Origin of the sequence: Oceanitalea stevensii (assembly GCF_014837105.1) — a bacterium.
GTDB classification, from domain to species: domain Bacteria; phylum Actinomycetota; class Actinomycetes; order Actinomycetales; family Actinomycetaceae; genus Oceanitalea; species Oceanitalea stevensii.
In genome coordinates this window covers 120,413-143,551 of the sequence record NZ_JACSPO010000006.1, presented here as the reverse complement: position 1 = coordinate 143,551, position 23,139 = coordinate 120,413, and the positions used below count along the sequence as shown (strand labels likewise).

The 23,139-nt window shown below is 75.5% G+C and carries 21 protein-coding genes; 14 read left to right on the top strand and 7 right to left on the bottom strand.

Features of this window, described 5'->3' with window-relative positions:
• Positions 1 to 69: 69 nt before the first annotated feature.
• The 9 genes from H9624_RS11705 to mutM all read left to right on the top strand — a co-directional run bounded on the left by H9624_RS11705 (position 70) and on the right by mutM (position 6,472).
• Entirely contained in the window at positions 70 to 756 is a 687-nt protein-coding gene (locus H9624_RS11705; RefSeq protein ID WP_251840066.1) for an ABC transporter ATP-binding protein, read from the top strand.
• Complete coding sequence (locus H9624_RS11700) at positions 753 to 2,291, top strand: DUF6297 family protein (RefSeq protein ID WP_251840065.1); 1,539 nt, start codon at positions 753 to 755, stop codon at positions 2,289 to 2,291. Before H9624_RS11705 ends, H9624_RS11700 begins: the two co-directional genes overlap by 4 nt.
• Positions 2,288 to 2,419: a hypothetical protein gene (locus tag H9624_RS16605; protein WP_286011131.1), complete on the top strand. Its 132-nt coding sequence runs from the start codon at positions 2,288 to 2,290 to the stop codon at positions 2,417 to 2,419. Before H9624_RS11700 ends, H9624_RS16605 begins: the two co-directional genes overlap by 4 nt.
• A 10-nt stretch (positions 2,420 to 2,429) precedes the next feature.
• On the top strand, positions 2,430 to 3,038 hold the full coding sequence (gene rsmD / locus H9624_RS11695; RefSeq protein ID WP_251840064.1) for a 16S rRNA (guanine(966)-N(2))-methyltransferase RsmD: 609 nt from the start codon (positions 2,430 to 2,432) through the stop codon (positions 3,036 to 3,038).
• Positions 3,035 to 3,523, top strand: coding sequence for a pantetheine-phosphate adenylyltransferase (coaD, locus tag H9624_RS11690; RefSeq protein WP_251840063.1), 489 nt, complete (start codon positions 3,035 to 3,037; stop codon positions 3,521 to 3,523). Before rsmD ends, coaD begins: the two co-directional genes overlap by 4 nt.
• Positions 3,520 to 4,011 carry a hypothetical protein gene (locus H9624_RS11685; RefSeq protein ID WP_251840062.1) on the top strand — a complete coding sequence of 164 codons (492 nt, stop codon included), beginning with the start codon at positions 3,520 to 3,522 and terminating at the stop codon, positions 4,009 to 4,011. Before coaD ends, H9624_RS11685 begins: the two co-directional genes overlap by 4 nt.
• A 134-nt stretch (positions 4,012 to 4,145) precedes the next feature.
• Positions 4,146 to 4,736 carry a YceD family protein gene (locus H9624_RS11680; protein WP_251840061.1) on the top strand — a complete coding sequence of 197 codons (591 nt, stop codon included), beginning with the start codon at positions 4,146 to 4,148 and terminating at the stop codon, positions 4,734 to 4,736.
• Positions 4,736 to 5,452, top strand: a complete 717-nt coding sequence (rnc, locus tag H9624_RS11675; protein WP_251840060.1) for a ribonuclease III — start codon at positions 4,736 to 4,738, stop codon at positions 5,450 to 5,452. The genes H9624_RS11680 and rnc overlap by 1 nt, the downstream gene beginning before the upstream one ends.
• A gap of 6 nt (positions 5,453 to 5,458) precedes the next feature.
• Positions 5,459 to 6,472, top strand: a complete 1,014-nt coding sequence (gene mutM, locus H9624_RS11670; protein ID WP_251840059.1) for a bifunctional DNA-formamidopyrimidine glycosylase/DNA-(apurinic or apyrimidinic site) lyase — start codon at positions 5,459 to 5,461, stop codon at positions 6,470 to 6,472.
• 7 nt (positions 6,473 to 6,479) lie between these two features.
• Here the strand turns inward: mutM and H9624_RS11665 are convergent, their stop codons facing one another.
• Positions 6,480 to 7,877 (bottom strand): aldehyde dehydrogenase family protein, encoded by a 1,398-nt coding sequence (locus H9624_RS11665; protein WP_251840058.1) that lies wholly within the window; start codon positions 7,875 to 7,877, stop codon positions 6,480 to 6,482.
• A gap of 128 nt (positions 7,878 to 8,005) precedes the next feature.
• Between H9624_RS11665 and H9624_RS11660 the strand changes: the two genes are divergently transcribed.
• Positions 8,006 to 8,620: a response regulator gene (locus H9624_RS11660; protein ID WP_251840122.1), complete on the top strand. Its 615-nt coding sequence runs from the start codon at positions 8,006 to 8,008 to the stop codon at positions 8,618 to 8,620.
• 113 nt (positions 8,621 to 8,733) lie between these two features.
• Here H9624_RS11660 and H9624_RS11655 read toward each other — a convergent pair whose 3' ends face one another.
• Genes H9624_RS11655 through H9624_RS11635 form a run of 5 tightly spaced genes read right to left on the bottom strand, consistent with a single transcriptional unit; the run spans position 8,734 to position 16,566 of the window.
• Positions 8,734 to 10,413, bottom strand: coding sequence for a GAF domain-containing sensor histidine kinase (locus tag H9624_RS11655; protein WP_251840057.1), 1,680 nt, complete (start codon positions 10,411 to 10,413; stop codon positions 8,734 to 8,736).
• Positions 10,414 to 10,439: 26 nt separating this feature from the next.
• The gene (gene cydC / locus H9624_RS11650; RefSeq protein WP_251840056.1) at positions 10,440 to 12,302 is read right to left on the bottom strand and encodes a thiol reductant ABC exporter subunit CydC; all 1,863 of its coding nucleotides are present in this window, start codon (positions 12,300 to 12,302) and stop codon (positions 10,440 to 10,442) included.
• Positions 12,299 to 13,984, bottom strand: a complete 1,686-nt coding sequence (gene cydD, locus H9624_RS11645; RefSeq protein ID WP_251840055.1) for a thiol reductant ABC exporter subunit CydD — start codon at positions 13,982 to 13,984, stop codon at positions 12,299 to 12,301. The genes cydC and cydD overlap by 4 nt, the downstream gene beginning before the upstream one ends.
• Positions 13,985 to 15,058, bottom strand: a complete 1,074-nt coding sequence (gene cydB, locus H9624_RS11640; RefSeq protein ID WP_251840054.1) for a cytochrome d ubiquinol oxidase subunit II — start codon at positions 15,056 to 15,058, stop codon at positions 13,985 to 13,987.
• 11 nt (positions 15,059 to 15,069) lie between these two features.
• Positions 15,070 to 16,566 carry a cytochrome ubiquinol oxidase subunit I gene (locus H9624_RS11635; protein ID WP_251840053.1) on the bottom strand — a complete coding sequence of 499 codons (1,497 nt, stop codon included), beginning with the start codon at positions 16,564 to 16,566 and terminating at the stop codon, positions 15,070 to 15,072.
• Between the two features lie 444 nt (positions 16,567 to 17,010).
• Here H9624_RS11635 and H9624_RS11630 point away from each other — a divergent pair, with 444 nt between their 5' ends.
• Entirely contained in the window at positions 17,011 to 21,045 is a 4,035-nt protein-coding gene (locus H9624_RS11630) for an Rne/Rng family ribonuclease (protein ID WP_286011130.1), read from the top strand.
• A 30-nt stretch (positions 21,046 to 21,075) separates the two neighbouring features.
• Here H9624_RS11630 and H9624_RS11625 read toward each other — a convergent pair whose 3' ends face one another.
• A complete protein-coding gene (locus H9624_RS11625) occupies positions 21,076 to 21,531 on the bottom strand; it encodes a hypothetical protein (RefSeq protein WP_251840052.1) in 456 nt (151 codons plus the stop codon).
• On the opposite strand from H9624_RS11625, the gene H9624_RS11620 reads away from it, so the two are divergent.
• The 3 genes from H9624_RS11620 (at position 21,530) to rpmA (ending at position 23,095) form a co-directional block, all read left to right on the top strand.
• Entirely contained in the window at positions 21,530 to 22,264 is a 735-nt protein-coding gene (locus H9624_RS11620; RefSeq protein WP_307784958.1) for a 4a-hydroxytetrahydrobiopterin dehydratase, read from the top strand. The genes H9624_RS11625 and H9624_RS11620 overlap by 2 nt on opposite strands.
• A 193-nt stretch (positions 22,265 to 22,457) precedes the next feature.
• Entirely contained in the window at positions 22,458 to 22,778 is a 321-nt protein-coding gene (gene rplU / locus H9624_RS11615) for a 50S ribosomal protein L21 (RefSeq protein ID WP_286011128.1), read from the top strand.
• A gap of 59 nt (positions 22,779 to 22,837) precedes the next feature.
• Complete coding sequence (rpmA, locus tag H9624_RS11610) at positions 22,838 to 23,095, top strand: 50S ribosomal protein L27 (protein ID WP_110850581.1); 258 nt, start codon at positions 22,838 to 22,840, stop codon at positions 23,093 to 23,095.
• Positions 23,096 to 23,139: the final 44 nt, after the last annotated feature.

Here is a 23,139-nt window from a genome sequence, read left to right as displayed (position 1 = left end):
GACGGCGCACCGGGGCGACGTCCCGGGACGCCGACGGCGGCGGTCCGCCCGGCAGCTAGGCTCGCCCCCATGCCCGACGAGCCGCTCCTTCGTGCCCGGTCCCTGAGCGTCGGCTACGGCGAGGAGCCGGTCTGCGCGCCGGTCGACCTCGACGTCCGGCCCGGCGAGGGCGTCGCCGTCATCGGCGCCAACGGCACCGGCAAGTCGACCTTCCTCCGCACCGTCCTCGGCCTGCAGGAGCCGCTCGGCGGGCGCGTGAGCCTGCTCGGCAGCCCGCCCGACCCGCGCACCGGCGAGGTCCGCGCCGCGGTGGCCAGCGTCCTCGGCGACGACGCCTTCTTCCCGGCGCTCACCGTCACCGAGCACCTCCTCCTCACCGCCCTCGGCCACCGGGTCCCCGAGGCGCGGGAGATCGTCACCGACCTCGTCGAGGACTTCGGGCTCGCCGACCGCGCCGACGCGCTGCCCTCGGCCCTGTCCTCCGGGCAGCGCCGCCGCGTCCTGCTCGCCGCGGCCTTCGTCCGCCCGCGCTCGCTCCTCGTCCTCGACGAGCCCGAGCAGCGCCTGGACGCCGGCATGCGCAACCGGCTCGCGGAGATGCTCGTCCAGGAGCGGGAGGACGGAGGCGCCGTCCTCGTCGCCTCACACGACCCCGTGCTCGTCGAGCGGGCCGCCACGCGCGTCGTCCTCCTCCACGACGACGGCGTGCAGGTCCTGGACCCCGCCGCCGGCGCCGCGGCGATCGCCGCGCTGTGAACACCTCGGGCGCCGAGGGCTACCCGAGCGGCGGCACCATGCGCCGCTGGACCCGCTTCGTGCTGCGCGCCCGCAGCAGCACGAGCGTCGGCGAGCTGCTCACCGACGTCTACACCGTCGTCCTCACCCTGGCCGTGACGGTCGCGATGGTCGCCGCGCTGGCCCGCAGCCAGGGCCTGCTGCGCGCGGGCGCCCCGCCGTCCACCGAGCTCGACACCGCCTGGATCACCGTGCTCCTCGCCGTCGCCGTCCTCGGGGTGGCCACCGGTCTCCTCGCGCGCACGGGACCCGTGTCCCTCGGGGGCGCCCAGACGGCGTGGTGGCTGCCGCTGCCGGGGGAGCGCGGCTCCCTCCTGCGGCCGTCGCTCGTCGCGCCGACGGTCGCCTCGGCGACCTCCGGCGCCGTCACCGGGCTGCTCCTCGTCCTCGCGCTCGACCCCGCCGTCACCGCCGGGCACGCCGTGGCCGCGGCCGTCGCGGGGCTCGGGCTGGGGGCGGCGCTCGCGCTCGCGCTCGTGCCCCTCGAGGCGGCGGGACGACGGCGGGTGGCCGGCACGGTCGGGGACCTCCTCCTCGCGCTCGTCCCCGTCGCCGCCCTCGTGCTCGCCCTCGCCCCGCCCGGCCCGCTCACCGTGAGCGGCGCGTGGTGGCCGGCTGCCGCGGCCACCGGGTTGGCGGTGCTCGCCGCCGTCGCCGCGCTGCGGTCGCTGCCGCGGGTGCACGACACCGAGCTGCGGGAGCGTGGCGCCGCCACCGTGGAGCTGCGCGGCGCCTCGCTGACGATGGACACCCGCGCGCTCGGCCGCGCCCTGGACACCCAGCCGCGACGGGGCCGCCGCCGCGGCTCGGCCCGGTTCTCGGCCGTGCCGGGACTCGTGAGGACGCTGGGGCCGGGCGTCGTCGTGGCCGTGGCCGACGCGCGCCTGCTCCTGCGCGCGCCGCGGCGGCTCGTCCAGATGGGCTGCGGCGCCGCGCTCGCGCTCCTCGCCCCCTTCGTCCCGTCCCTGCCGGCGCTCCTCACCGCCCTGCTCGTCGTCGCCGGGGCGTGGGTCGCGGCCCTCACCACCGCCCAGGGCGCCCGCGACGCGGAGGCGGTGCCCGCCGTCGACGCCCTCCTGCCCGTGGCCCAGCGCACGGTGCGGACCTGGCGGCTGGCGGTGCCGGTGCTCGCCATGCTCGTGTGGACGGTGCCCGTCTTCGCCGTCCTGGGGAGCAGCCACGACGACGTCGCGGGCTGGCTCGCGCTCGGCCTGCTCGCCGCACCGGTGTGGGCCGGGGGCGCGGTCCGCTCCGCCTACCGGCCCCAGGCCGACTTCTCCGGCCCGCTCATCGTCACGCCCATGGGCGTCTTCCCTCCCGGGATGGCGACGATCGCCAACACCGGCCCCGACGTCGTCCTCCTCGGGGCGATCCCGCTGCTCGTCGCCGTCCTCGTCGGCGCGGTCACGCCCGTCCTCCTCGGCCTGCAGGTCGCGCTCACGGCGCTCGCCGTCGTCCTCGCCGTCCGCCCCGCCCGCCGCAAGGAGCACGCGTGAGGCCCCGCCTGCCGCGCTGGGTGGCGTGGGCGGTGGCCGTCGTCGTCATCGTCATGGTCGTCGTCGCCGTGCTGCTCGTCGCCGCCGTCGTCAGCCTGTCGCCGGGCGACCTGTCCGGCGCGGCGTAGGGTCGGTGCCGTGACGAGGATCGTGTCCGGGGTGTCGGGCGGGCGCACGCTCACCGTCCCCAAGGGGGCCACGCGCCCGACGAGCGAGCGGGTGCGCGAGGCGCTGTTCTCCCGGCTGGACCACCTGGGCGTCGTCGACGGCGCCCGCGTCCTGGACCTGTACGCCGGCTCCGGAGCGCTGGGGCTGGAGGCCGCCAGCCGCGGCGCCGTGAGCGTCACGCTCGTCGACTCCGCGAAGCCCGCCGTCGCCGCCTGCCGGAGCAACGTCGCCGCGCTCGGGCTGCGGGACACCGCCGTCGTCGTCGGCGGCACCGCCCGCGGCTACCTCATGGGCGCGCCCAGCACCGCCTACGACCTCGTCCTCGTCGACCCGCCCTACGACGTCACCGAGACCGACCTCGGCGACGTGCTCGCCGCCCTCACGGCGTGGCTGGCGCCGGACGCCGTCGTCGTCGTCGAGCGCTCCCGCCGCAGCCCCGAGCCGACGTGGCCCCCCGCCCTCGAGCGCACCGACGAGCGCCGCTACGGCGACACGACACTGTGGTTCGCCTCCACCGCGCCCGGCGAGGAGCCGGTTACGGTGACCGACATGGGCGAGCGAGCGGGGGAGCAGCGATGAGCCTGGCCGTCTGCCCCGGCTCCTTCGACCCCGTCACCCTCGGGCACCTCGACGTCGTGCGCCGCGCGCGGAGCATGTTCGACGAGGTCGTCCTCGCCGTCGCGCACAACTCCCGCAAGACCTCCCTCTTCTCCCTCGAGCAGCGCGTCGCGCTCGCCCGCGAGGCGACCGAGGGCCTGGACGTGCGCGTGGACGTCGTCGACGGGCTGCTTGCCGACTACTGCCGCCGCGTCGGGGCCAGCGCCGTCGTCAAGGGCCTGCGGGGTGGGGCCGACTTCGATGCGGAGCAGCCCATGGCCCTGATGAACCGGCACCTGTCCGGCATCGAGACGGTCTTCCTCGTCGGCGACGGCGCGCTCGCGCACGTCGCCTCCTCCCTCGTCAAGGACGTCGCCCGCCACGGCGGCGACGTCTCCGACCTCGTCCCGCCCGCCGTCGCGCACGCCCTGCGTGAGGCCTTCCCCCACCCTGGAGGACCGGAATGACCGCCCCCGCCGAGGACCACGACGGCGCCTCGCTCATCGCCATCCTCGACGAGCTCACCTCGCTCGTCACCGAGGCCCGGCAGATGCCGATGTCCGCGTCCGTGCTCGTCAACCGCGCGGAGGCGCTCGACCTCATCGCCGCGGCCAAGGCCGTCGTGCCGGGGGAGATCCAGGCCGCCGACGACGTCCTCACCGGTGCGGAGGACGTCCTCGCCGAGGCCCGCGAGCGGGCGGCACGCATCCTCCAGGAGGCCGAGGAGCAGGCCGAGCGGCTCGTGGCGCAGGAGAGCGTCGTCGAGATGGCCGGCCAGCGCGCCGAGCAGATCATCACGGCGGCCGAGGAGCGGGCCGCCGAGCTCGCCCGCGGCGCCAACGACTACTGCGACCGCCAGCTCGCCCAGTTCGAGATCGACCTCGGCGCCATCGCCAAGCAGGTCCGCGCCGGCCGCGACCGCCTCGCGACGACGGACCCGGCCCCGGAGTCCTGACCCCGCGCCCCGCCGTCGGCAAGCGCTTGCCGTGTCGGCCACCTCACCACGTGGGGGAGCAGGGAGTGGGGTAGCGTGAAGCGGTTGCGGGCTGGCCCGCGGCTCGCAGTCTCGCCGTCTCACCAGGAGTGACCATGGACTCTCGATCACCGTTCGTGATCAGCACCCACGACCTCGCGCGCCAGCCGGGGACGCTGCGGACGGTGGAGCGCGCGGTCCCCGCTCCCGAGGACTTCGGCACCGCCGTCATGTGGGTCGTGCCGACCTCCGACATCCGGCTGGACCTGCGCCTCGAGGCCGTCATGGAGGGCGTGCTCGTCTCCGGCGAGGCCGCCGTCGAGCTCCAGGGCGAGTGCTCCCGCTGCCTGCGCGAGATCACCGAGTCGCGCACCATCGAGGTGAGCGAGCTCTTCTTCTACCCTGGCGCCCGCGCCGCCGCCCTCGCCGACGGCGACGAGGAGGCCGAGGACATGCTCGAGCTCGAGGGCGAGCTGCTCGACCTCGAGCCGGTCGTGCGCGACGCCGTCGTCACGGCCATGCCCTTCCGCCCGCTGTGCGAGCCGGGCTGCGCCGGCCTGTGCGCCGGCTGCGGCGAGCGGCTCGACGACCTGCCCGCCGACCACGAGCACGTGGACGTCGACCCCCGCTGGGCGGCGCTCGCGGGACTCACGGCGGCCGACGACGACGACGCCCCCGCGGACGGGGCCGACGGCGAGGCACGCTGATGGGCCGGAAGGTGACCGCCGGCCCGGCCCGTGACGACGTCGACGTGCTCCTCGAGCGGCTCGGCATCCACATCGACCCCGAGCTGCTCGTCCTCGCCCTCACCCACCGCTCCTTCGCGCACGAGGCGGGCGGCATCCCCACGAACGAGCGCCTGGAGTTCCTCGGGGACACGGTGCTCGGGCTCGTCGTCACCGAGCGGCTCTACCGGGCCAACGCCGGGACCGCCGAGGGCGACCTCGCCCGCATGCGCGCCGCGACCGTGAGCCAGCGCGCGCTCGCCGGGGTGGCGCGCGAGCTCGGGCTCGGTGACTTCATCCTGCTCGGCCGTGGCGAGCTGGTGACCGGCGGGCGGGAGAAGGACTCGATCCTCTCCGACACCGTCGAGGCGCTCATCGGCGCCGCCTACCTGTGCAACGGTCTCGAGCCCACCCGCGCGATGATCGAGCGGCTCGTCGCCGGCCTCCTCGCGCAGGCCGCGACGCTCGGTGCGGGGCTGGACTGGAAGACGAGCCTCCAGGAGCTCGTCGCCTCCCGCGGGCTGCCCGCCCCGACCTACCAGGTCGTGGGCACCGGGCCGGACCACGCGCGCAGCTTCACCGCCACCGTCATCGTCGCCGAGCAGGCCTGGGGCACCGGCTCCGGCCCGGCGAAGAAGGTCGCCGAGCAGCAGGCCGCGGAGGACGCCTACACCCGGCTCCTCGCCGAGAACGTCTGAGCGCCGGTGCCTGAGCTGCCCGAGGTCGAGACCGTCCGGGACGGGCTGGCCCGGCACGTGCTCGGCCGGCGGGTGGACGACGTCGTCGTCTACCACCCCCGGGCGGTGCGGCGGCACGCGGGCGGGGCGCTCGACCTGCCCGGCCGGCTCACCGGGCGCACCCTGTCCGCGGCGGTGCGCCGTGGCAAGTACCTGTGGCTCGTGCTCGACGACGAGCCCGAGGAGGCCCTGCTCGTCCACCTCGGCATGAGCGGCCAGCTCCTCGTGCGCCGCGAGGACACGGCGGCGGTCACCCTGCCTCCGCCCGCGCAGCTCGTCCACCCACCGGCGGCGAGCCCCTCTGCCGCCGACAGCCGGACTCCTCGGGGCGCGAGCGCACCCACCGCCGCCCCGGGCGTGCCGCCCGACCCCACCCGCCACCTGCGTGTCTCCCTCGACCTCGACGACGGCGCCCGGCTCTGGTTCGTCGACCAGCGCACCTTCGGCCACCTGCTCGTCGCCGACGTCGTCCCGACGGCGGACGGCGGGCCGGGCGGGCACGGCTCGCCGGTCCCCGCGCTGCCCGAGCCCGCGGCCCACATCGCCCGCGACCCCCTCGACCCGCACCTCGACCGCGCCGCCCTGGCCCGCCGGCTGCGGCAGCGGCGTACCGAGGTCAAGCGCGCCCTCCTCGACCAGTCGCTCGTGTCCGGCATCGGCAACATCTACGCCGACGAGGCGCTGTGGCGCGCGCGCCTGCACCCGCGGCGCGCGACCGACCGCCTCACCCAGCGCGCGGCGCTCGAGCTCCTCGACGCGGCCGAGGCCGTCATGCGCGAGGCCCTGGCGGCCGGCGGCACCTCCTTCGACGCCCTCTACGTCGACGTCGAGGGCGCCAGCGGCTACTTCGCGCGCTCGCTGGACGCCTACGGCCGCGCCGGTGAGCCCTGCCGGCGCTGCGGCACCCCCATGCGCCGCGAGTCCTTCATGGGCCGGTCCTCGACCTTCTGCCCGCGCTGCCAGCGGCCCTCGCGCGGCTGACCGGACCTCAGAGCAGGCGCCGCGCCAGTGCCCGCCGCACGGCGGTGAAAGGCGGCCGGACCGCGGCCAGCGTGTCGGGCAGCAGCGGCTTGCGCACCACCGGTTTCGCGTGGCTGAAGGCCCGCACGGACGCCTCCCCGTGGTACGCGCCCGTCCCCGAGGCACCGACGCCGCCGAAGGGCAGGGACGGCATCGAGGCCTGGACGAGCGGCACGTCGAAGCCCACCGCGCCCGACGACGTCTCCCGCAGCAGGCGGGCGCGCACTCCCTCGTCGGCGGTGAAGGCGTACAGCGCGAGCGGCTTGTCGCCGCTGCGGACGTGGGTGATCGCAGCGCCGAGGTCGGGGACGGGGACGATCGGCAGGACCGGGCCGAAGATCTCCTCGGCCATGACGGGGGAGTCGGGGGTGACGTCGGCGAGCACGGTCGGGGGCACGTAGCGCGCGGCGACGTCGGCCTTCCCACCGACGACGACGCGCGCGCCGGCCGCGACCGACTCGCTCACCATCCGCTCGAGGCGTGCGGCGTGCTCGCTCGTGACGATGCGCCCGAAGTCCGGGCTGGCGGCCGGGTCGGCGCCGTACATGGCGCGGATCTCGCGGGCGAGGAGCGGCTCCAGGGCGCGGGCGACGTCGGGCGGGGCGAGGAGGTAGTCCGGCGCGACGCAGGTCTGGCCGGCGTTGACGAGCTTGCCCCACGCGAGGCGGCGAGCCGCGGCGGGGAGGTCGGTGGTCGCGTCGACCCACGCGGGGGACTTCCCGCCGAGCTCGAGGGTGACGGGCGTGAGGTGCTCGGCGGCCGCCGCCATGACGATCCGCGCGACCCTGCCGCCGCCGGTGAAGACGATGTGGTCGACGCGCTCGCGCAGCAGCTCGGTGGTCCGGTCCGGCCCGCCGGTGACGACCGCGACGCCGTCGAGGTAGCGGGGGACGAGCCGCTCGAGGACCTCGGCGGTGTGCGGGGCGAGCTCGGAGGGCTTGAGGACGGCGGTGTTGCCCGCCGCCAGCACCCCGACGAGCGGGCCGAGGAGGAGGAAGACCGGGTAGTTCCACGGCGCGATGACGAGGACGGTGCCGAGCGGCTCGAGGACGAGGGAGGCCCGCGCGGGCTGGTACTGCCACGGCACGCTCACCCGCTGCGGCGCGAGCCACCCGCGCAGGTGCTTGCGGGTGTGGCGGATCTCCTCGAGGAGCACGCCGATCTCGGTGAGGTGGCTCTCGGTGGGGGACTTGTGGAGGTCGGCGTGCAGCGCCCGCTCGATCTCCCCGGCGTTCTCGGTGAGCAGCGCGACCATCCGGTCCAGCTGCGCCAGCCGCCACGACAGCGGGCGGGTGACGCCCGTGTCGAAGCGCTCACGCACGCGCTGGACGACGACGGCGGCGGGCTCGGCGGGGGCGCTGGTCACCTGCCGAGCGTACGCGGGCGCCGTGATCAGGGGCACGCCGCCGAGCCGCGGCCCGTCCTCGCCCCCGGGAGCGCTAGGGTCGAGGCGTGACCGAGCAGAGCACCTCCGGACCGCGCGACATCCGCGTCATGATCATCGACGACCACGAGGTGGTGCGACGAGGCATCGCCGAGATCGTCGACCGCTCCGAGGGACTCACCGTCGTCGCCGAGGCCGGCTCCGTCGCCGAGACGCTGCGCCGCGCGCCGCTCGTGCGTCCCGAGATCCTCCTCGTCGACCTCCAGCTGCCCGACGGCACCGGCATCGACATCATCCGCGCGCTGCGGGAGACCGTCCCCGAGGCCCGCTCGGTCGTCCTCACCTCCTTCGACGACGACGACGCCCTCGCCGAGGCCCTCGAGGCCGGCGCCCGCGCCTACCTCCTCAAGACGGTGCGCGGCGCCGAGATCGCCGACGTCATCAAGGCCGTGGCCGCCGGCCGCACGCTCCTGGACGACCGCACCGTCACCCGCCGCCGCGCCGACCACGACGACCCGACGGCGGACCTCACGCCCTCCGAGCGCAAGGTCCTCGACCTCATCGGCGACGGCCTGTCCAACCGCGAGATCGGCGAGAAGCTCGGCGTCGCCGAGAAGACCGTGAAGAACCACATCACCTCGCTGCTCGCGAAGATGGGCCTCCAGCGCCGCACTCAGGTCGCGGCGTGGGTCGCCGGCCAGCGCGCCAAGGGCTGGCGCGCCTGACGCCCCCTCTCCCCTTCGCCGAGTACGCCCATACGGTCACCGGCGGGCGCTGATCAGGCGCTCGGGGTGACCGTACGTGCGTACTCGGCCGGGCCGCGGCAGGCGCCGGCGCCTCAGGTGAGCGGGACCTGCCAGGACAGCAGCGTGCCGTCGCCCGAGTCGCTGCGGCCGAGGGAGAAGGTGCCGCCGTGACGGCGGGCGCGCACGGCGAGGTTGTCCAGCCCCGAGCGGCGCGTGGACGCGCGGTCCACGCCCACGCCGTCGTCCTCCACCTCGACGGCGACCCGCCCGTGGACGCCGGAGCCGCGGACGGTGACGCGCACCTGCACCGAGGACGCGCGGGCGTGGCGGGCCGCGTTGGCCAGGCCCTCGCGCACGACGGCGACGACGTCGTCGGCGATGTCGTCGTCCACGCGGGCGTCGAGCAGCTCGGCGGGGGAGGCGGCGAGGTCGAGCTCCTCGTCGCCGTCGCGCACGAGCCGTCCGTCGACGGCGATGAGGAGGGAGGGGGCGAAGCCGAGCCCGGTGCGCGCGAGGGAGGTCTCCCGCCGCAGCCGCTCGACGAGCCCGACGGCCTCGTCCGGCTCGCGCAGGGAGTGGACGATGGACCGGATCTGGCGCACGCTCTCGTCCACGCTGGTGAGGGCGTCCTCCAGGCTCTCGGCGATCCAGGCCGTGTCCGGGTCCGCGACGGCGGCCACCCGGACCGTCTCGAGCTGCATGCCGGTGGCGAAGAGCTGCTGGACGGCGAGGTCGTGGAGGTCGCGGGAGATGCGCTGGCGCTCCTCGAGGAGGGCGGAGACGTCCTCGGCGTGCCGGGCGGCCGCCAGCTCGAGCGCGACGGCGGCCTGCGCGGCGACGACCTCGGCCACCTCGAGCTCCGCGGGCGTGAACTCCGCCCCGCCCTGCAGCCGCAGGAGGATGAGGACACCGCGGCCCACGCCCTGGGACATCATCGGGGCGTACAGCGCCGGGCCGTAGCGCCCGAGCTGGGGCACGCGGAGCGCCCGGGCGCGGGACATCGAGTCGACGATCATCCCGGCGCCGTTGGCCAGCACCGTGCGGGCGCGCCCCTCCGGGGGGAAGACGGCGCCGATGACGTCCTGGGCGCCCTCGCCGTCGGCGATCTCGCACATCCACGTGTCGCCCACGGAGGGCAGCACGATGAGGGCGGCGTCCGCCCGGGCCACCTCGCGGACCTTGGCGGCGATGAGCTCGAGCGCCTCCTCCTCCTCGGTGCCGGACAGCAGCTGGGTGGTGATCTCCTGGCTCACGGCGACCCACCGCTCGCGGTCGCGGGCGTCGGCGTAGCGCTGGGCGTTGACGACGGCGACGGCGGCCGCCAAGGCGAGCTGCTCCATGGCGCGGGCGTCGTCCTCGGTGAAGCCGCCCGGCTTGTCGGCGAGGTAGAGCCGTCCGAAGACCTGCTCGCGGATGCGCACCGGCACGCCGAGGAAGCCGTCCATGTGCGGGTGGGCGGCGGGCCAGCCGCCGAAGGCGGGGTGGTCGGTGATGGACTCGAGGAGGAGGTGGCCGTGGGTGGGGATCTCGGCGAAGACCCCGTGGCCGTGGGGAGCGTGGCCGAGGCGCCGCTCGGTCTCCTCGTCGATCCCGTGCTGGACGAAGGTCGCGGTGTCGCCGCGGTTGTCGAGCACCGCGATGGCCGCGTAGCGCGCCTCGGTGAGGCCGGCGGCGCTGTCGACGAAGCCCTTGAGGACGGCGTCGAGGTCGAGGCTCGAGGTGAGCCCGATGGCGGCGCGGAGCAGCCGGGCGCGGGCCTCCGGGTTGGGCATGATGGTCCTCTCTCGCGCGTCCGGCCTCACCGTGCCTCCTGCTCCACGGCCCACCGGTAGGAGGGGACCGTCGCGAGGAGGTGCTCGTGAGAACCCCGTGCGAGCACGGTAGCCGGTCCCCCTGACGCGCCGAGCACGACGACCTCGTCCGCCGCCGCGAGCGGCGTGAGCCGGTGGGTGACGAGGAGGACGCCCCGGCCGGAGTCGCGGGTGCCGAGCAGGTCGGTGACGAGACGGTCGGCCGTGTCCGGGTCGAGGTGCTCGCCCGGCTCGTCGAGCAGGAGGAGCGGCGCCCGGCTGGCGAGGGCGCGGGCGAGGAGGAGCCGGCGGCGCTCGCCGCCGGACAGGGAGGTCGCGTCGCTGTCGAGGAGGGTGTCGACGCCGTCGGGCAGGGCGGTGAGCCACTCCGCGAGCCCCGCGCGGGAGAGCAGCTCGACGGCCTCCGCGGGGCTCACGTCACCGCGGGCCACCCGGAGGTTCTCCAGGACGGTCGTGCCGAAGACGTGCGCGTCCTCGGCGGTGAGGACGACGGCGCCGCTCACGGCGCGCCGGTCCAGCCGCGCGACGGGGGACGCACCGAGGAGGACCTCACCGCGTCGCGGCGGGAGCAGGCCGGCGAGGGTGAGCAGGAGGGTGGTCTTGCCGATGCCGCTGGGGCCGACGACGGCGACGGTGCGTCCCGGCCGCAGCTCGAGGTCCAGGCCCTCGGCCACGACCCCGGTCCGCGGCCAGCCCACGGCGAGGTCCCGGGCCCGCAGGACGGGCGGGTCCCCGGCGGCGCGCGTGGCCGCGGCCGCGCGCTCCTCGCCTGAGCCGGTCGCGGCCCGCGGCGCACCGGCGGCGCCAGCGCCCGCACCGTCGGCCCGACCGGCGCCGTCGGCCGGACCGGCGACGTCGCCGCCCGCGCCCGCGCCGTCGAGCAGCTCGGTCACCCTCACCGCCGCCTCGGCGGAGCGGACGAGCTGGACGGCGGCTGGCCCGAGCAGGTCGGTGCCCTCGAAGGCGGCGAGCGGCGTGAGGACGACGACCGCCAGCTCCACCGCCTCCATCGTCCCGGCCACCGTCGCGTGCACGCCGAGGACGAGTGCCGCGAGGACCGCGACGCCCATGGCGAGGTGGTCGGTGCCGGCGGCCAGCGCGGCGGGGCGGGCGGCGGCGTCCTTGGCGCGGGCGAGACGCCGCTCGGTCCCGGCGAGGGCGGCGCGGGCGCGGGGCAGGCCACCGGAGACGGTGAGCTCGGCGGCGCCCTCCACCATCGCCATCGCGCCGGCGCTCAGCTCGGTGCGCGCCCGTGCCTGGGCGAGCTCGTCGAGGCGCGCGGCGCGCACGGTGAGGAGCGGCCCCGCGACGCCGGCGAGGAGCAGGCACGCGGCGAGCACGGCGCCGATGCCCACGTGCAGCCATGCGACGAGGGTCACCGTGCCGACGCCGACGGTAGCGGCGACCGCGGCGGGCAGCAGGGCGCGCACGACGACGTCCCCGACGGCGTCGACGTCGGCACCCGTGCGGGCGAGGACGTCCCCGCGCCGCAGCCCGGAGACGACGTCGGTGGGGGCGTCGGCGAGGGTCGTGTAGACGCGCTCGCGGAGCGTGGCCATGCCGCGCAGGGCGACGTCGTGGGACACGAGCCGCTCGACGTAGCGCATGAGGCCGCGCGCGATCCCGAAGGTCCGCACCGCCACCGAGGCGACACCGAGCTCGAGGACAGGCGGCATCTGGGAGGCACGGGCGATGAGCCACGCGGCGGTCGCGGACAGGCCGACGGCGCTGCCCAGCCCGGCCGTCCCGGCGAGGACGGCGAGGAGGAAGCGCCACCGGTCGAGGTCGAGGAGGCCGACGGCGCGGCGGAGCGCGCGACGCTCGGCGGGGGACAGGGGCAGCAGGCTCATGCCGCACCTCCGCCGGCCGGCACTGCGGCCTCACGCGCCGCGCTGCGCACCTCGACGACGTCGTCGGCCAGCGCGACGAGCCGGGGCCGGTGGGCGATGACGAGGACCGCCCGGCCCTGGTCGCGCAGCGCCGAGACGACGTCGAGGACGCGCTGCTCGGAGGCGGCGTCGAGGTGGGCGGAGGGCTCGTCGAGGACGACGAGCGCCGCAGGGTCGAGCAGCGCCCGGGTGAGGGCCACGCGCTGGCGCTGCCCGAGGGACAGCCCGGCGCCGCCCTGGCCGACGGGCGTGTCCCAGCCCTGGGGGAGCGTGGCAAGGACCTCGGCGAGGCCGCTGGCGCGGGCCGCGGCCTCCGCCCGCCCGTCGACCTCCCCGGACCCCCCGACGACGGCGTCCGCCACCGTCCCCGGCACGAGGACCGGCCGCTGGGGCACCCAGGTGACCTGGGCGTGCCAGGACGCGGGGTCGAGCCCGGCGAGGTCGACCGGCTCGCCGCCCGCGGCCGGCTCGACGCGCACCCGGCCGGTGTCGGGGCGCAGCAGCCCCAGGGCGAGCATCGCCGTCGTCGTCTTCCCGCCGCCGGAGGGGCCGACGAGCGCGGTGACGCGGCCCGGCGCGACACGCACCGACAGGCCCGCGGGGGCGACGACGTCGCGCCCGGGGGCGCGCACCCCCACGTCGTCGAGCACGAGGCCGCCGAACGTCGGGGCGGGGAGGGTGCCCGCCGGTGGCAGGGGCCGCTCGAGGACGGTGAAGACCTGCTCCGCGGCGGCCAGGCCGTCGGCGGAGGCGTGGAACTGGGTGCCGACCTCGCGGATGGGACGGTAGGCCTCGGGGGCGAGCATGAGGACGGCCAGGGCCGTCGTGAGGTCGAGGTCGCCGTAGACGAGCCGCATGCCCACCGTCACCGCGACGAGGGCGACGGCGATCGAGGCGAGGAACTCGAGGACCGCTCCGGAGAGGAAGGCGACCTTGAGCGTGCTCATCGTCGTGCGCGTGTAGGCCTCACCCAGGGTTCGCACCCGGGTCCCGGGGCCGCGCTCGCGGCCGAGGGCCTTGAGGGTGGTGAGGCCGGCGAGGAGGTCGAGGAGCTGGGCGCCGAGCCGCTGCATCGCGAGGAGCCGGTCCGCCGCGAAGCGCTGGGTGAGCACGCCGATGAGCCACATGAACACCGGGATGAGCGGGATCGTCGCGGCGACGATCGCCGCCGAGCCGAGGTCCAGGCCGGCGACGACGACGAGCGTCGCCGGGGTCAGCGTCGCGGCGAGGAGCAGCTGGGGCAGGTAGCGGACGAAGTAGGGCTCGAGGTCGTCCAGCCCGCGGGTGACGAGCATGACGACCTCGCTCGGCTCGCGCAGCCCCCGCGGGCCGAGCGCGACGGCGTGGGCAAGGACGCTCGCGCGCAGCTCGGCGACGACGTCGGCGGCCGCCCGGTGCGCGAGCGACTCCTGCACCACCGTGACGAGCACGCGCGCGAGGGCGACGACGGCGAACCACCCGACGAGCGGGGCGACCTCCGCCCAGCCCGCCTCCCCGTCGACGACCGGGGCGACGGCCCCGGCGACGAGGAGCGCCTGCGCGACGACGAGCCCCGCCGAGGCGAGCCCGAGGACCGTGGTGAGCGCGATGTAGCGGCGCGCCGCCCGCGCGTGGCGCAGCAGCCGGGGGTCGAGGGGCTTCACCTAGCCGCGGCCCGCGCTCGGCCCGGAGGCCGCCTCGACGCGCTCCTCGGTGGGGTGCAGGCCCTCGTCGCCGACGATGTCGCTCACCCACACGCGCTTGCGGAACACCCAGTACGTCCAGCCCTGGTAGCCGAGGACGACCGGCACGAAGACGAGCGCGACGATGCTCATCACGGTGAGCGTGGGCCCGGTGGCGGCGGCCCCGGCGATCGACAGGGAGAAGGCCGGGTCGATCGAGGACGGCATGACGTTCGGGAACATCGTCGTGAAGATGAAGGCGACGGCGCCGACGATCCCCGCGGTGTGGAGTGCGAAGGCCCAGCCCTCGCGGCCCCGGCGGGTGGCGGCGATGACGCCGATGAGGCTGAGGGCGGCGACGGCAGCCGGGAGGAGCGTGAGGACGGTCGTCGAGTGCAGGGCCTGGGCCCACAGCACCCACACGAGGGCGACGATCCCGGAGCCGATGGACAGGCGGTGGGCCAGGCGCGCGGCGCGCACGTGGATGGGGCCGGCCGTCTTGAGCGCGACGAAGATCGTGCCGTGGGTGAGGAACAGGCCCAGGGTGACGAGCCCACCGAGCAGCGTGAAGGGTGTGAGGAGGGAGAGGAAGCCGCCGGTGAGCTGGTGGGTGCCGTCGACGAGCTCGATCTCCATGCCCTGGACGAGGTTGGCGAAGGCCACTCCCCACAGGACCGAGGGCAGCCAGGAGCCGAAGGTCAGTGCCCAGTCCCAGCGGTCACGCCACACCGGGTCGTTGATCTTCGCGCGCCACTCGAGGGCGCACACGCGGACGATGAGGGCGACGAGGATGAGGAGCAGCGGCAGGTAGAAGCCGGAGAACATCGTCGCGTACCACTCGGGGAAGGCGGCGAAGGTCGCCCCTCCGGCGGTGAGCAGCCACACCTCGTTGCCGTCCCACACCGGCCCGATGGTGCGCAGGAGGACGCGGCGCTCCTTCTCGTCACGGGCGAAGGTGCGCAGGAGCATCCCGACGCCGAAGTCGAAGCCCTCGAGGGCGAGGTAGCCGGTCCACAGGACGGCGATGAGCACGAACCACAGCAGGGGCAGGTCCACGGTGGGGCTCCTCAGTACGCGAAGGACAGGGTGGGTGCGGGCTGCTCGTCGCGGTCGGGACCGTCCGGCTCGACGGGGGCGACGCCCTCCCGGACGTAGCGCCGGATGAGCCTGAACCACACGACGCCGAGGGCCGCGTACAGCAGCGTGAACACGACGAGGGAGGTGAGGACGGTGCCGGGCGACACGACGGTGGACACGCCGTCGGTGGTGAGCAGCATGACCTGGTCGACGGGGTTGGCCGGGTTGGGGTGGACCACCCAGGGCTGGCGGCCCATCTCGGTGAAGATCCACCCGAAGCTCGAGGCGAGGAACGGCATGGGCAGCGCGACGAGGCACAGCCGGGAGAACCACACCGAGTCGGTGATCCGGCCCTTGCGCAGCAGCCAGAAGCCGGCGAGGGCGAGGGCGGCGGAGCCGGCGGCCAGGCCGATCATGAGCCGGAAGCTCCAGAAGGAGATGAAGAGGTTGGGGTAGAGCTCGGTGTCCTCGTCGACGCTGTCGAGGTGCCCGTACAGCTCCATCTGCTGGGCCTGGACGTCGGCGACGCCGGGCAGGTAGCTGTCCGGGCCGGTGAAGCTGCCGGTGCCGAGGAAGGAGGTGAGGAAGGGGATCTCGAGGACGTGGTTGATGTCCTCGCAGTCGTTGCTGCCGGGGATCCCGATCGACAGCAGCGAGAAGCCCACGCCCTCACCGCCCTGGCAGACCGCCTCGGCGGCGGCCATCTTGCCCGGCTGCTGCTCGTACATGAGCTTGCCCTGGACGTCACCGCTCGCGATGACGCCGAGGCCGGCGACGAGGGTCGCGACGAGCCCGAGGTAGGCGCCGGGGCGCCACACCTGGCGGGCCTCGTCGGTGTTCCCCGAGCGGGCGGCACGGACCATCCACCAGCCGCAGATGCCGGCGACGAAGGTGCCTGCGACGAGGAAGGAGGCGGTGATGGTGTGGGCGTAGGCGGCGACGAGCGTGTTGTTCGTCATCACCTCGATGAAGCCGCCCACGCCGTCGAGCTCGGCGCGGCCGGTGTCGGGGTTGTACACGGCGCCGACGGGGTGCTGCATCCACGAGTTGGCCGCGAGGATCCAGTAGGCCGACAGCGAGGTGCCGACGGCGACGGCCCAGATGCACGCGTTGTGCAGCCACCTCGGGAGCTTGCCCTCACCGAAGATCCACAGGCCGAGGAAGGTCGACTCGAGGAAGAAGGCGGCCAGCGCCTCGATGGCGAGGGGCGCGCCGAAGATGTCGCCGACGAAGCGGGAGTACTCCGACCAGTTCATCCCGAACTGGAACTCCTGGACGATGCCCGTGGCGACGCCGAGGGCGAAGTTGATGAGCAGGACCTTGCCGAAGAACTTCGTCAGCCGGTGCCAGTGGGCCTTGCCGGTCCGCACCCACGCGGTGTGCATGATGGCGACGAGCGGGGAGAGCCCGATCGTCAGGGGGACGAGGACGAAGTGGTAGACAGTCGTGATTCCGAACTGCCAGCGGGCCAGGTCCAGCGCTTCCACTGCGGATCTCCTCGGTCGTGAGGTGCCCGGACCGGGCACATCGACACCGTAGGAATCAGGGGAAATGTCCCCGTGGGACCAAGGTCCCGACGGCAGGCCGGGTGTCCTCCGCGCCGGTGGGTACCCCCTGTGCGATACTTCTCGTGGTCGAGGGACAGGTCCACACCCCGTTCACCGGCCCGACGACGACGTAGGTACTCGCCTCGACTTCGCGCCGCCTCACCATCCGGGTGAGTGCGCTGCTTGCTGAAGCGGCGGGAGGCCTCGCCGGACGTCCTCCGGGACGGACGAGCGGCGCCTGCGAAGCCGTTGCCGTCCGAGCGGTGCCACCCGGCACGGTGAGGACGTGAACAGATGACTTCCGTCCCCGGCTCCCGCCGGTGACGACGAATACGCTGCGGCGCTGGTGGTGTGGACGGCGACCGCGGCGAGGGAAACACTCACATGACGACCACACCTGACGCCGGTTCGGCACAGCCCGCCGAGCAGCCCAAGCGACGCCGCGTCACCCGGGCCACGACGGCCCCGGCGTCCGCCGAGCAGGCACCCGCCCAGCCCGAGCCGCAGACCGCGGCCGAGCCGCAGACCGAGGCACCGAAGGCGCCGCGCAAGCGTGCGCCCCGCAAGACGGCCGCCACCGCGGAGACGACGGACCCCGCCACCTCCACCGACACTCCCGCGGCCGGCGACGCGGAGGAGACCACCCCCGCCGCGCCCCGCAAGCGCGCCCCCCGGGCCCGCAAGGCGCCCGCCGCCGACGACGCCGCCGCCGCGACCGAGGAGACCGCTCCCGCCCCGGCGAAGCGTGCGCCCCGGGCCCGCAAGACCGCTGCCCCGGCCAAGACCGCCGACTCCGCCGCTGCCGAGCAGGCACCGGCCACCGAGACCGTGGCCCCCGCCGAGACCGCGGCCCCCGCCGCGGAGACTGCCCCCGCCGCCGAGGCCGCCGCCCCGGCCAAGCGCGCCCCGCGCCGCCGGACCGCCAAGGCCGCCGAGCCCGCCGCCGCCGAGCCCGCTGCCAGCGACGCCGCCGAGGCCACCGACGTGCCGACGACCACCGACACCCCCGCGCCCGCCAAGGCGCCCCGCAAGGCCCGTGCCCCCAGGGCCACGGCCGCGACGAAGGCGGCTGCCGAGGCCGCCCCGGCCGACGCGGAGACCGCCGCGACGGAGCCCGCCGCCGACACCGCTCCCCAGAAGCCCGCCCGCGGCCGCAGCCGCCGCGCGAGCGCCGCCAGCGGGGCCCCCGCCGAGTCAGCCCCCGCGGAGTCCGCGCCCGCCGAGTCGGCCGCTGCCGAGTCCGCGCCCGCCGAGTCGGCCCCCGCTGAGTCCGCGCCCGCCGAGTCCGCCTCCGCCGCCGCGCCGGCGCGCAGCTCGCGTTCCAAGGCCCGCCGCCCGGCCCGGGACGCGGACGCCGCCGAGCAGCCCGTCGAGGAGGCGGCGCAGCCCGCCGCCGACGAGACCACCGAGCAGGCCGCGCCCGCACGGTCGCGCTCACGCCGGCCCGCCCGCGACGCCGCGCAGAAGCTCGACGTCCTCGCCTCCTTCAGCGCCGCCGAGCCGGCAGCCACGGAGGCCGACGAGGAGGAGACCGACGAGGAGGAGGCGGAGGACGTCCGCCTGCCCGCGACGGCCCTGCTCTTCCAGGCGCCGGACCCCAGCCGCGCCCGCCGTCGCTCCCGCGCCGAGGGTGGCGCCCCGCGCCGCCGCACGGCCGCCACCGAGGAGCCCGCCGCCACGCCCGAGGAGCCGGCCGCCGCGGCTGCTCCCGCGCCCGCCGACGCGCCCGTCGAGGCCGTCGAGGCCACCGAGGAGACCCGGACCGACTCGACCGACGCCGAGACCGGCGACGGCAACGGCGAGGGTGGCGGTGCGCGCCGTCGTCGTCGTCGTGGGGGACGGGGCCGCCGCAACCGCGGTGGCAACGGCCGCGACGAGTCGACCGAGGAGTCCGAGGACTCCGAGTCCACCGACGACACCGAGGACGAGGCCACCGAGACGGCCGACGCCCCGGACACCGACACGCACGCGTCGGACGCCCAGGACGACTCGGACGAGACGGACGACGGCGACGACCAGGGCGACTCCGACGACGACGGCGAGGGCGCCAGCCGCCGTCGCCGCCGGCGCCGCCGCAGCCGCGGTGACGACGGCTCGGCCACGTCCCGCGAGGGCCGCGCCGCGCGCGACGAGATCACCGCGCTCAAGGGCTCCACGCGCCTCGAGGCGAAGCGTCAGCGCCGCCGCGACGGACGCGACGCCGGGCGTCGCCGCACGACGATCACCGAGGCCGAGTTCCTCGCCCGCCGCGAGGCCGTCGACCGCGACATGGTCGTGCGGGAGCGCGACGGCCGCACCCAGATCGCCGTCCTCGAGGACGGCGTGCTCGTCGAGCACTACGTCGCCCAGCAGACGCAGACCTCGATGGTCGGCAACGTCTACCTCGGCCGCGTGCAGAACGTCCTGCCGAGCATGGAGGCCGCCTTCGTCGACCTCGGCAAGGGGCGCAACGCCGTCCTGTACGCCGGTGAGGTCAACTGGGACGCGATGGGCAAGGAGGGCCAGCCCCGCCGTATCGAGGCGGCGCTGTCCTCCGGTGACCCCGTGCTCGTCCAGGTCACCAAGGACCCGATCGGCCACAAGGGCGCCCGCCTCACCTCGCAGGTGACCCTCGCCGGCCGCTACCTCGTGCTCGTGCCCTCGGGCGCGATGACCGGGATCTCCCGCAAGCTGCCGGAGAACGAGCGCGCCCGCCTCAAGAAGCTGCTCAAGCAGATCGTCCCCGAGGGCTCGGGCGTCATCGTGCGCACCGCCGCGGAGGGCGCGAGCGAGGAGCAGCTGCGTGCCGACGCCGAGCGCCTTACCGCGCAGTGGGCCGAGATCGAGGCCGCTGCCGCGTCGACGAAGTCCGCGCCGGTGCTCCTCAAGGGGGAACCGGAGCTCGCCGTGCGCGTGGTCCGCGACGTCTTCAACGAGGACTTCCGCTCGCTCACCGTCTCCGGTGACGGCGCGTGGGACACCATCTCCACCTACGTCCGTCAGCTGTCCCCGGACCTCGCCGACCGGATGCACCACTGGACCGACCAGCGTGACGTCTTCGCCGAGCACCGCATCGACGAGCAGCTGTCCAAGGGCATGGACCGCAAGGTCTACCTGCCCTCCGGCGGCTCGCTCGTCATCGACCGCACCGAGGCGATGACGGTCGTCGACGTCAACACCGGCAAGTTCACCGGCTCGGGCGGCACTCTCGAGGAGACGGTGACGAAGAACAACCTCGAGGCCGCCGAGGAGATCGTCCGCCAGCTCCGGCTGCGGGACATCGGCGGCATCATCGTCATCGACTTCATCGACATGGTGCTCGAGTCCAACCGCGACCTCGTGCTGCGCCGGCTCGTCGAGTGCCTGGGCCGGGACCGCACCCGCCACCAGGTGGCGGAGGTGACCTCGCTCGGTCTCGTCCAGATGACCCGCAAGCGGGTGGGCCAGGGCCTCGTCGAGGCCTTCAGCGAGCCCTGCGAGCACTGCGGTGGACGCGGCTTCATCGTCCACGAGCACCCCGTGGAGAAGGGCTCCGGCTCCTCGGCCCCCGCGGGCGAGGGCGGCAACCGCCGCCGCAAGCAGCGTGGCGCCGCCCCCACCGGCGGTCGTCCCGCCGAGGTGGCCGCCCCGGCCCCCGCGGCTGCACCGGTCTCGGACGACCCCGAGGCCGTCGCCGCCCGGGAGGCCGTCAAGGCCACCCTCGCGACGATCGCCGCCGCGGCCGCCCAGGCGCACGCCGAGGACGAGGACGGCACCTCGACCGACGCCGCACCGGACGCCGCACCCGCGCAGGAGAAGGCACCCGCGCAGGAGAAGGCATCCCGGCGCGAGCGCGCCCCCGAGTCGGGCACGGTGCCGCTGCCCGCGGCCCGGACCTCCGAGCCCACGCCCGACGCGTCCCGGTCCGTGGAGGAGGTGCGCGCCTCGCTCGAGGCGCTCGCCGCCGCGCTGCCCGCCGGACGTGAGGACGCCGCTCCCGCCGCGGAGCAGGACGGCGCGGTGCAGGAGTCCGCACCGGCCGAGCCCACGGCCGAGTCGGCGCCCGCCGCCGCACCGGCCAAGGCGCCCCGCGCGCGGGGCGGACGCCGCCGCACGACGGCCCCGAGCACGGCTCCGGCACCCGTCGAGGGCTCCGCGTCCGCCAAGGACGCCGCTCCTGCCAAGGACGCCGCACCCGTCAAGGACGCCGCTCCTGCCAAGGACGCCGCACCCGTCAAGGACGCCGCCCCTGCCAAGGACGCGGCGCCCGTGACGGACAGCGTCCCGGCCCGGGAGGCTGCGCCTGCCCAGGCGGCCGCCCCGGCGAAGGACCCGGCGCCCGCGAAGGACGCGGCACCCGCCGCGGACTCCCAGGCCACGGGGCCGGACGCCCCGGAACAGTCGGGCACGCGCAAGCGCCGCTCGCGCCGCGTCACCTCCGGCGGTCCGATCACCGCCTGAGCCTCCTCGTCCTCACCCGCCCCGTGCTCGTCACGGGGCGGGTGAGCCGTTGAGTCCCGCCTGCGCACGGCGCACCGCCTCGTCCACCCGCGGGAGCAGGTGCACGGTGGCCTGCGCCGACAGCTCTCCGTGCTCGGCCGCCCACTGCCGCAGCGCGGCCACGAGGCGCAGCTGCGCCCGGGCGTCGAGCGGGGCGGGCAGCAGCCACGCCGGGTGGCAGAAGCCCGGCAGTGCCGCGACGACGACCTCCACACCCGTCACCCGCACGACGGCGTCCTGCGGCTCGAGCTGGCGCTCCGCGCCCACGAGGACGAGCTCGTCGGGCGTCAGCCACGCCTCCGCCTCGGTGTCGAGGTAGGTCAGCAGGTGCGCGCGCACCCGCGGGACCCGCGCGCGGATCGCCGGGTGAGCGGCGGTCGGTGCGGACGCGAAGAAGGACGCGAGGAGCTGCGCGCCCGACATCGGTACCCGTGCGTCGTCGTCCATGAGCGAAGCGTCCCACCGACCACCGACATCGCTCCGGCTTGTCGCTCCGCGCGGCCGATGCGAAGGTACGCAGATGGGGAGCGTGCTTGAAACCAGACCAGTCAGCGCGGAGGACGCTTCCGCGCGAACCACACTCAGCGGGTGGAGGGTGGTGCGCCACTTCTTGCGCACCACGTTGCGCACCGGGGCCATGCCCGTCGGTGCCAAGCTCATCAGCCGCATCGTCGACGCCGCCGAGGACCTGGACCACCATCCGGACCTCGACCTGCGGTACGGGACGCTGTACGTCTCGGTGACCACGCACGCGCGCGGCACGCTGACCGAGGCGGACGTCGCGCTCGCCGAGCGCATCTCGGAGATCGCCGAGGAGCTCGGCGTGCCCCTCGCGCCCGACCGCGTCAACGACCTCGAGATCGGGATCGCCGTCGTCAGCCCCGAGCGCGTCCGGTCCTTCTGGTCGGCGGTGCTCGGCTACAAGGAGGACGACGGCGAGCTCTCCGACCCGCACGGGCGGCTGCCGCACGTGTGGTTCCACCGGGTGCCGGAGCAGCCGCCCCGCGGTGACCTCGAGCTCGACGTCCACGTGCCGCACGACGTCGCCGAGGAGCGGGTGCAGGCGGCGGTGGCCGCGGGCGGGCAGCTGGTGTCCGACGCGGAGGCGCCCGCACGCTGGGTCCTCGCCGACCCCGAGGGCGCCAGGGTCCGCGTGTGCACGTGGCGCGACCACCACTGACTATGCTGGGCGTGCGCCCGGCAGCCACTGTGCGCGAAACCACACCGTTCCCGCGGTGCTGGCGGCGTCGAGCCATTTGCTCGGCAGGGGCGCGCGGCGTACTCTTGAACGTCGGTGCGTCCCGGACGCGCCCTCCCTTGTGCGCCCCGCGCGCCGGCTCGGCCGGCGAGTGATGGGCCCCGTAACGACAGAGATGAGCAGCAACGTGGTGTACGCGATCGTCAAGGCCGGCGGCCGACAGGAGAAGGTGTCCGTCGGCGACGTCGTCGTCATGAACAGGGTTGACGGCAAGGTTGGGGACACCGTCAACCTCACCCCGCTCATGCTCGTGGACGGCGACAAGGTGACCACCGGGACGGACGACCTCGCGAAGGTCACCGTCACCGCAGAGATCGTGCGCGCGGAGCGCGGCAAGAAGATCACGATCATGAAGTTCAAGAACAAGACCGGCTACCGCAAGCGCCAGGGCCACCGCCAGGAGCTGACCCGCGTCAAGGTCACCGGCATCAACTGATCGTTGCGGCCCTCCCCGGGCCGTCCCCTCGTTCGCACGACACGAAAGCAGGCCCAGAGATGGCACACAAGAAGGCCGGCAGCTCCTCCAGGAACGGCCGCGACTCGAACGCGCAGCGCCTCGGCGTCAAGCGCTTCGGTGGTCAGGTCGTCAACGCCGGCGAGATCATCGTCCGCCAGCGCGGCACCAAGTTCCACCCCGGTGACAACGTCGGGCGCGGCAAGGACGACACCCTGTTCGCCCTGGCCGCCGGTGCCGTCGAGTTCGGCACCCGCCGTGGCCGCAAGACGGTCAACATCGTCGCGGCCGAGGCCTGAGCGACAGCGCTTCACGCTTCTCGGCGGGGGGGGGGGGGCGGGGG

Excerpts from the sequence above, each read along its gene's own strand:
- cydC (WP_251840056.1), bottom strand. The coding sequence starts at position 12,302 with ATGAGCCTGCTGCCCCTGTCCCCCGCCGAGCGTCGCGCGCTCCGCCGC.
- H9624_RS11630 (WP_286011130.1), top strand. The coding sequence starts at position 17,011 with ATGACGACCACACCTGACGCCGGTTCGGCACAGCCCGCCGAGCAGCCC.
- rnc (WP_251840060.1), top strand. The coding sequence starts at position 4,736 with ATGGGCCGGAAGGTGACCGCCGGCCCGGCCCGTGACGACGTCGACGTG.
- H9624_RS11680 (WP_251840061.1), top strand. The coding sequence starts at position 4,146 with ATGGACTCTCGATCACCGTTCGTGATCAGCACCCACGACCTCGCGCGC.
- H9624_RS11705 (WP_251840066.1), top strand. The coding sequence starts at position 70 with ATGCCCGACGAGCCGCTCCTTCGTGCCCGGTCCCTGAGCGTCGGCTAC.
- H9624_RS11655 (WP_251840057.1), bottom strand. The coding sequence starts at position 10,413 with ATGCCCAACCCGGAGGCCCGCGCCCGGCTGCTCCGCGCCGCCATCGGG.
- H9624_RS11660 (WP_251840122.1), top strand. The coding sequence starts at position 8,006 with ATGATCATCGACGACCACGAGGTGGTGCGACGAGGCATCGCCGAGATC.
- rpmA (WP_110850581.1), top strand. The coding sequence starts at position 22,838 with ATGGCACACAAGAAGGCCGGCAGCTCCTCCAGGAACGGCCGCGACTCG.
- H9624_RS11620 (WP_307784958.1), top strand. The coding sequence starts at position 21,530 with ATGAGCGAAGCGTCCCACCGACCACCGACATCGCTCCGGCTTGTCGCT.
- coaD (WP_251840063.1), top strand. The coding sequence starts at position 3,035 with ATGAGCCTGGCCGTCTGCCCCGGCTCCTTCGACCCCGTCACCCTCGGG.
- H9624_RS11625 (WP_251840052.1), bottom strand. The coding sequence starts at position 21,531 with ATGGACGACGACGCACGGGTACCGATGTCGGGCGCGCAGCTCCTCGCG.
- H9624_RS11685 (WP_251840062.1), top strand. The coding sequence starts at position 3,520 with ATGACCGCCCCCGCCGAGGACCACGACGGCGCCTCGCTCATCGCCATC.
- rplU (WP_286011128.1), top strand. The coding sequence starts at position 22,458 with ATGAGCAGCAACGTGGTGTACGCGATCGTCAAGGCCGGCGGCCGACAG.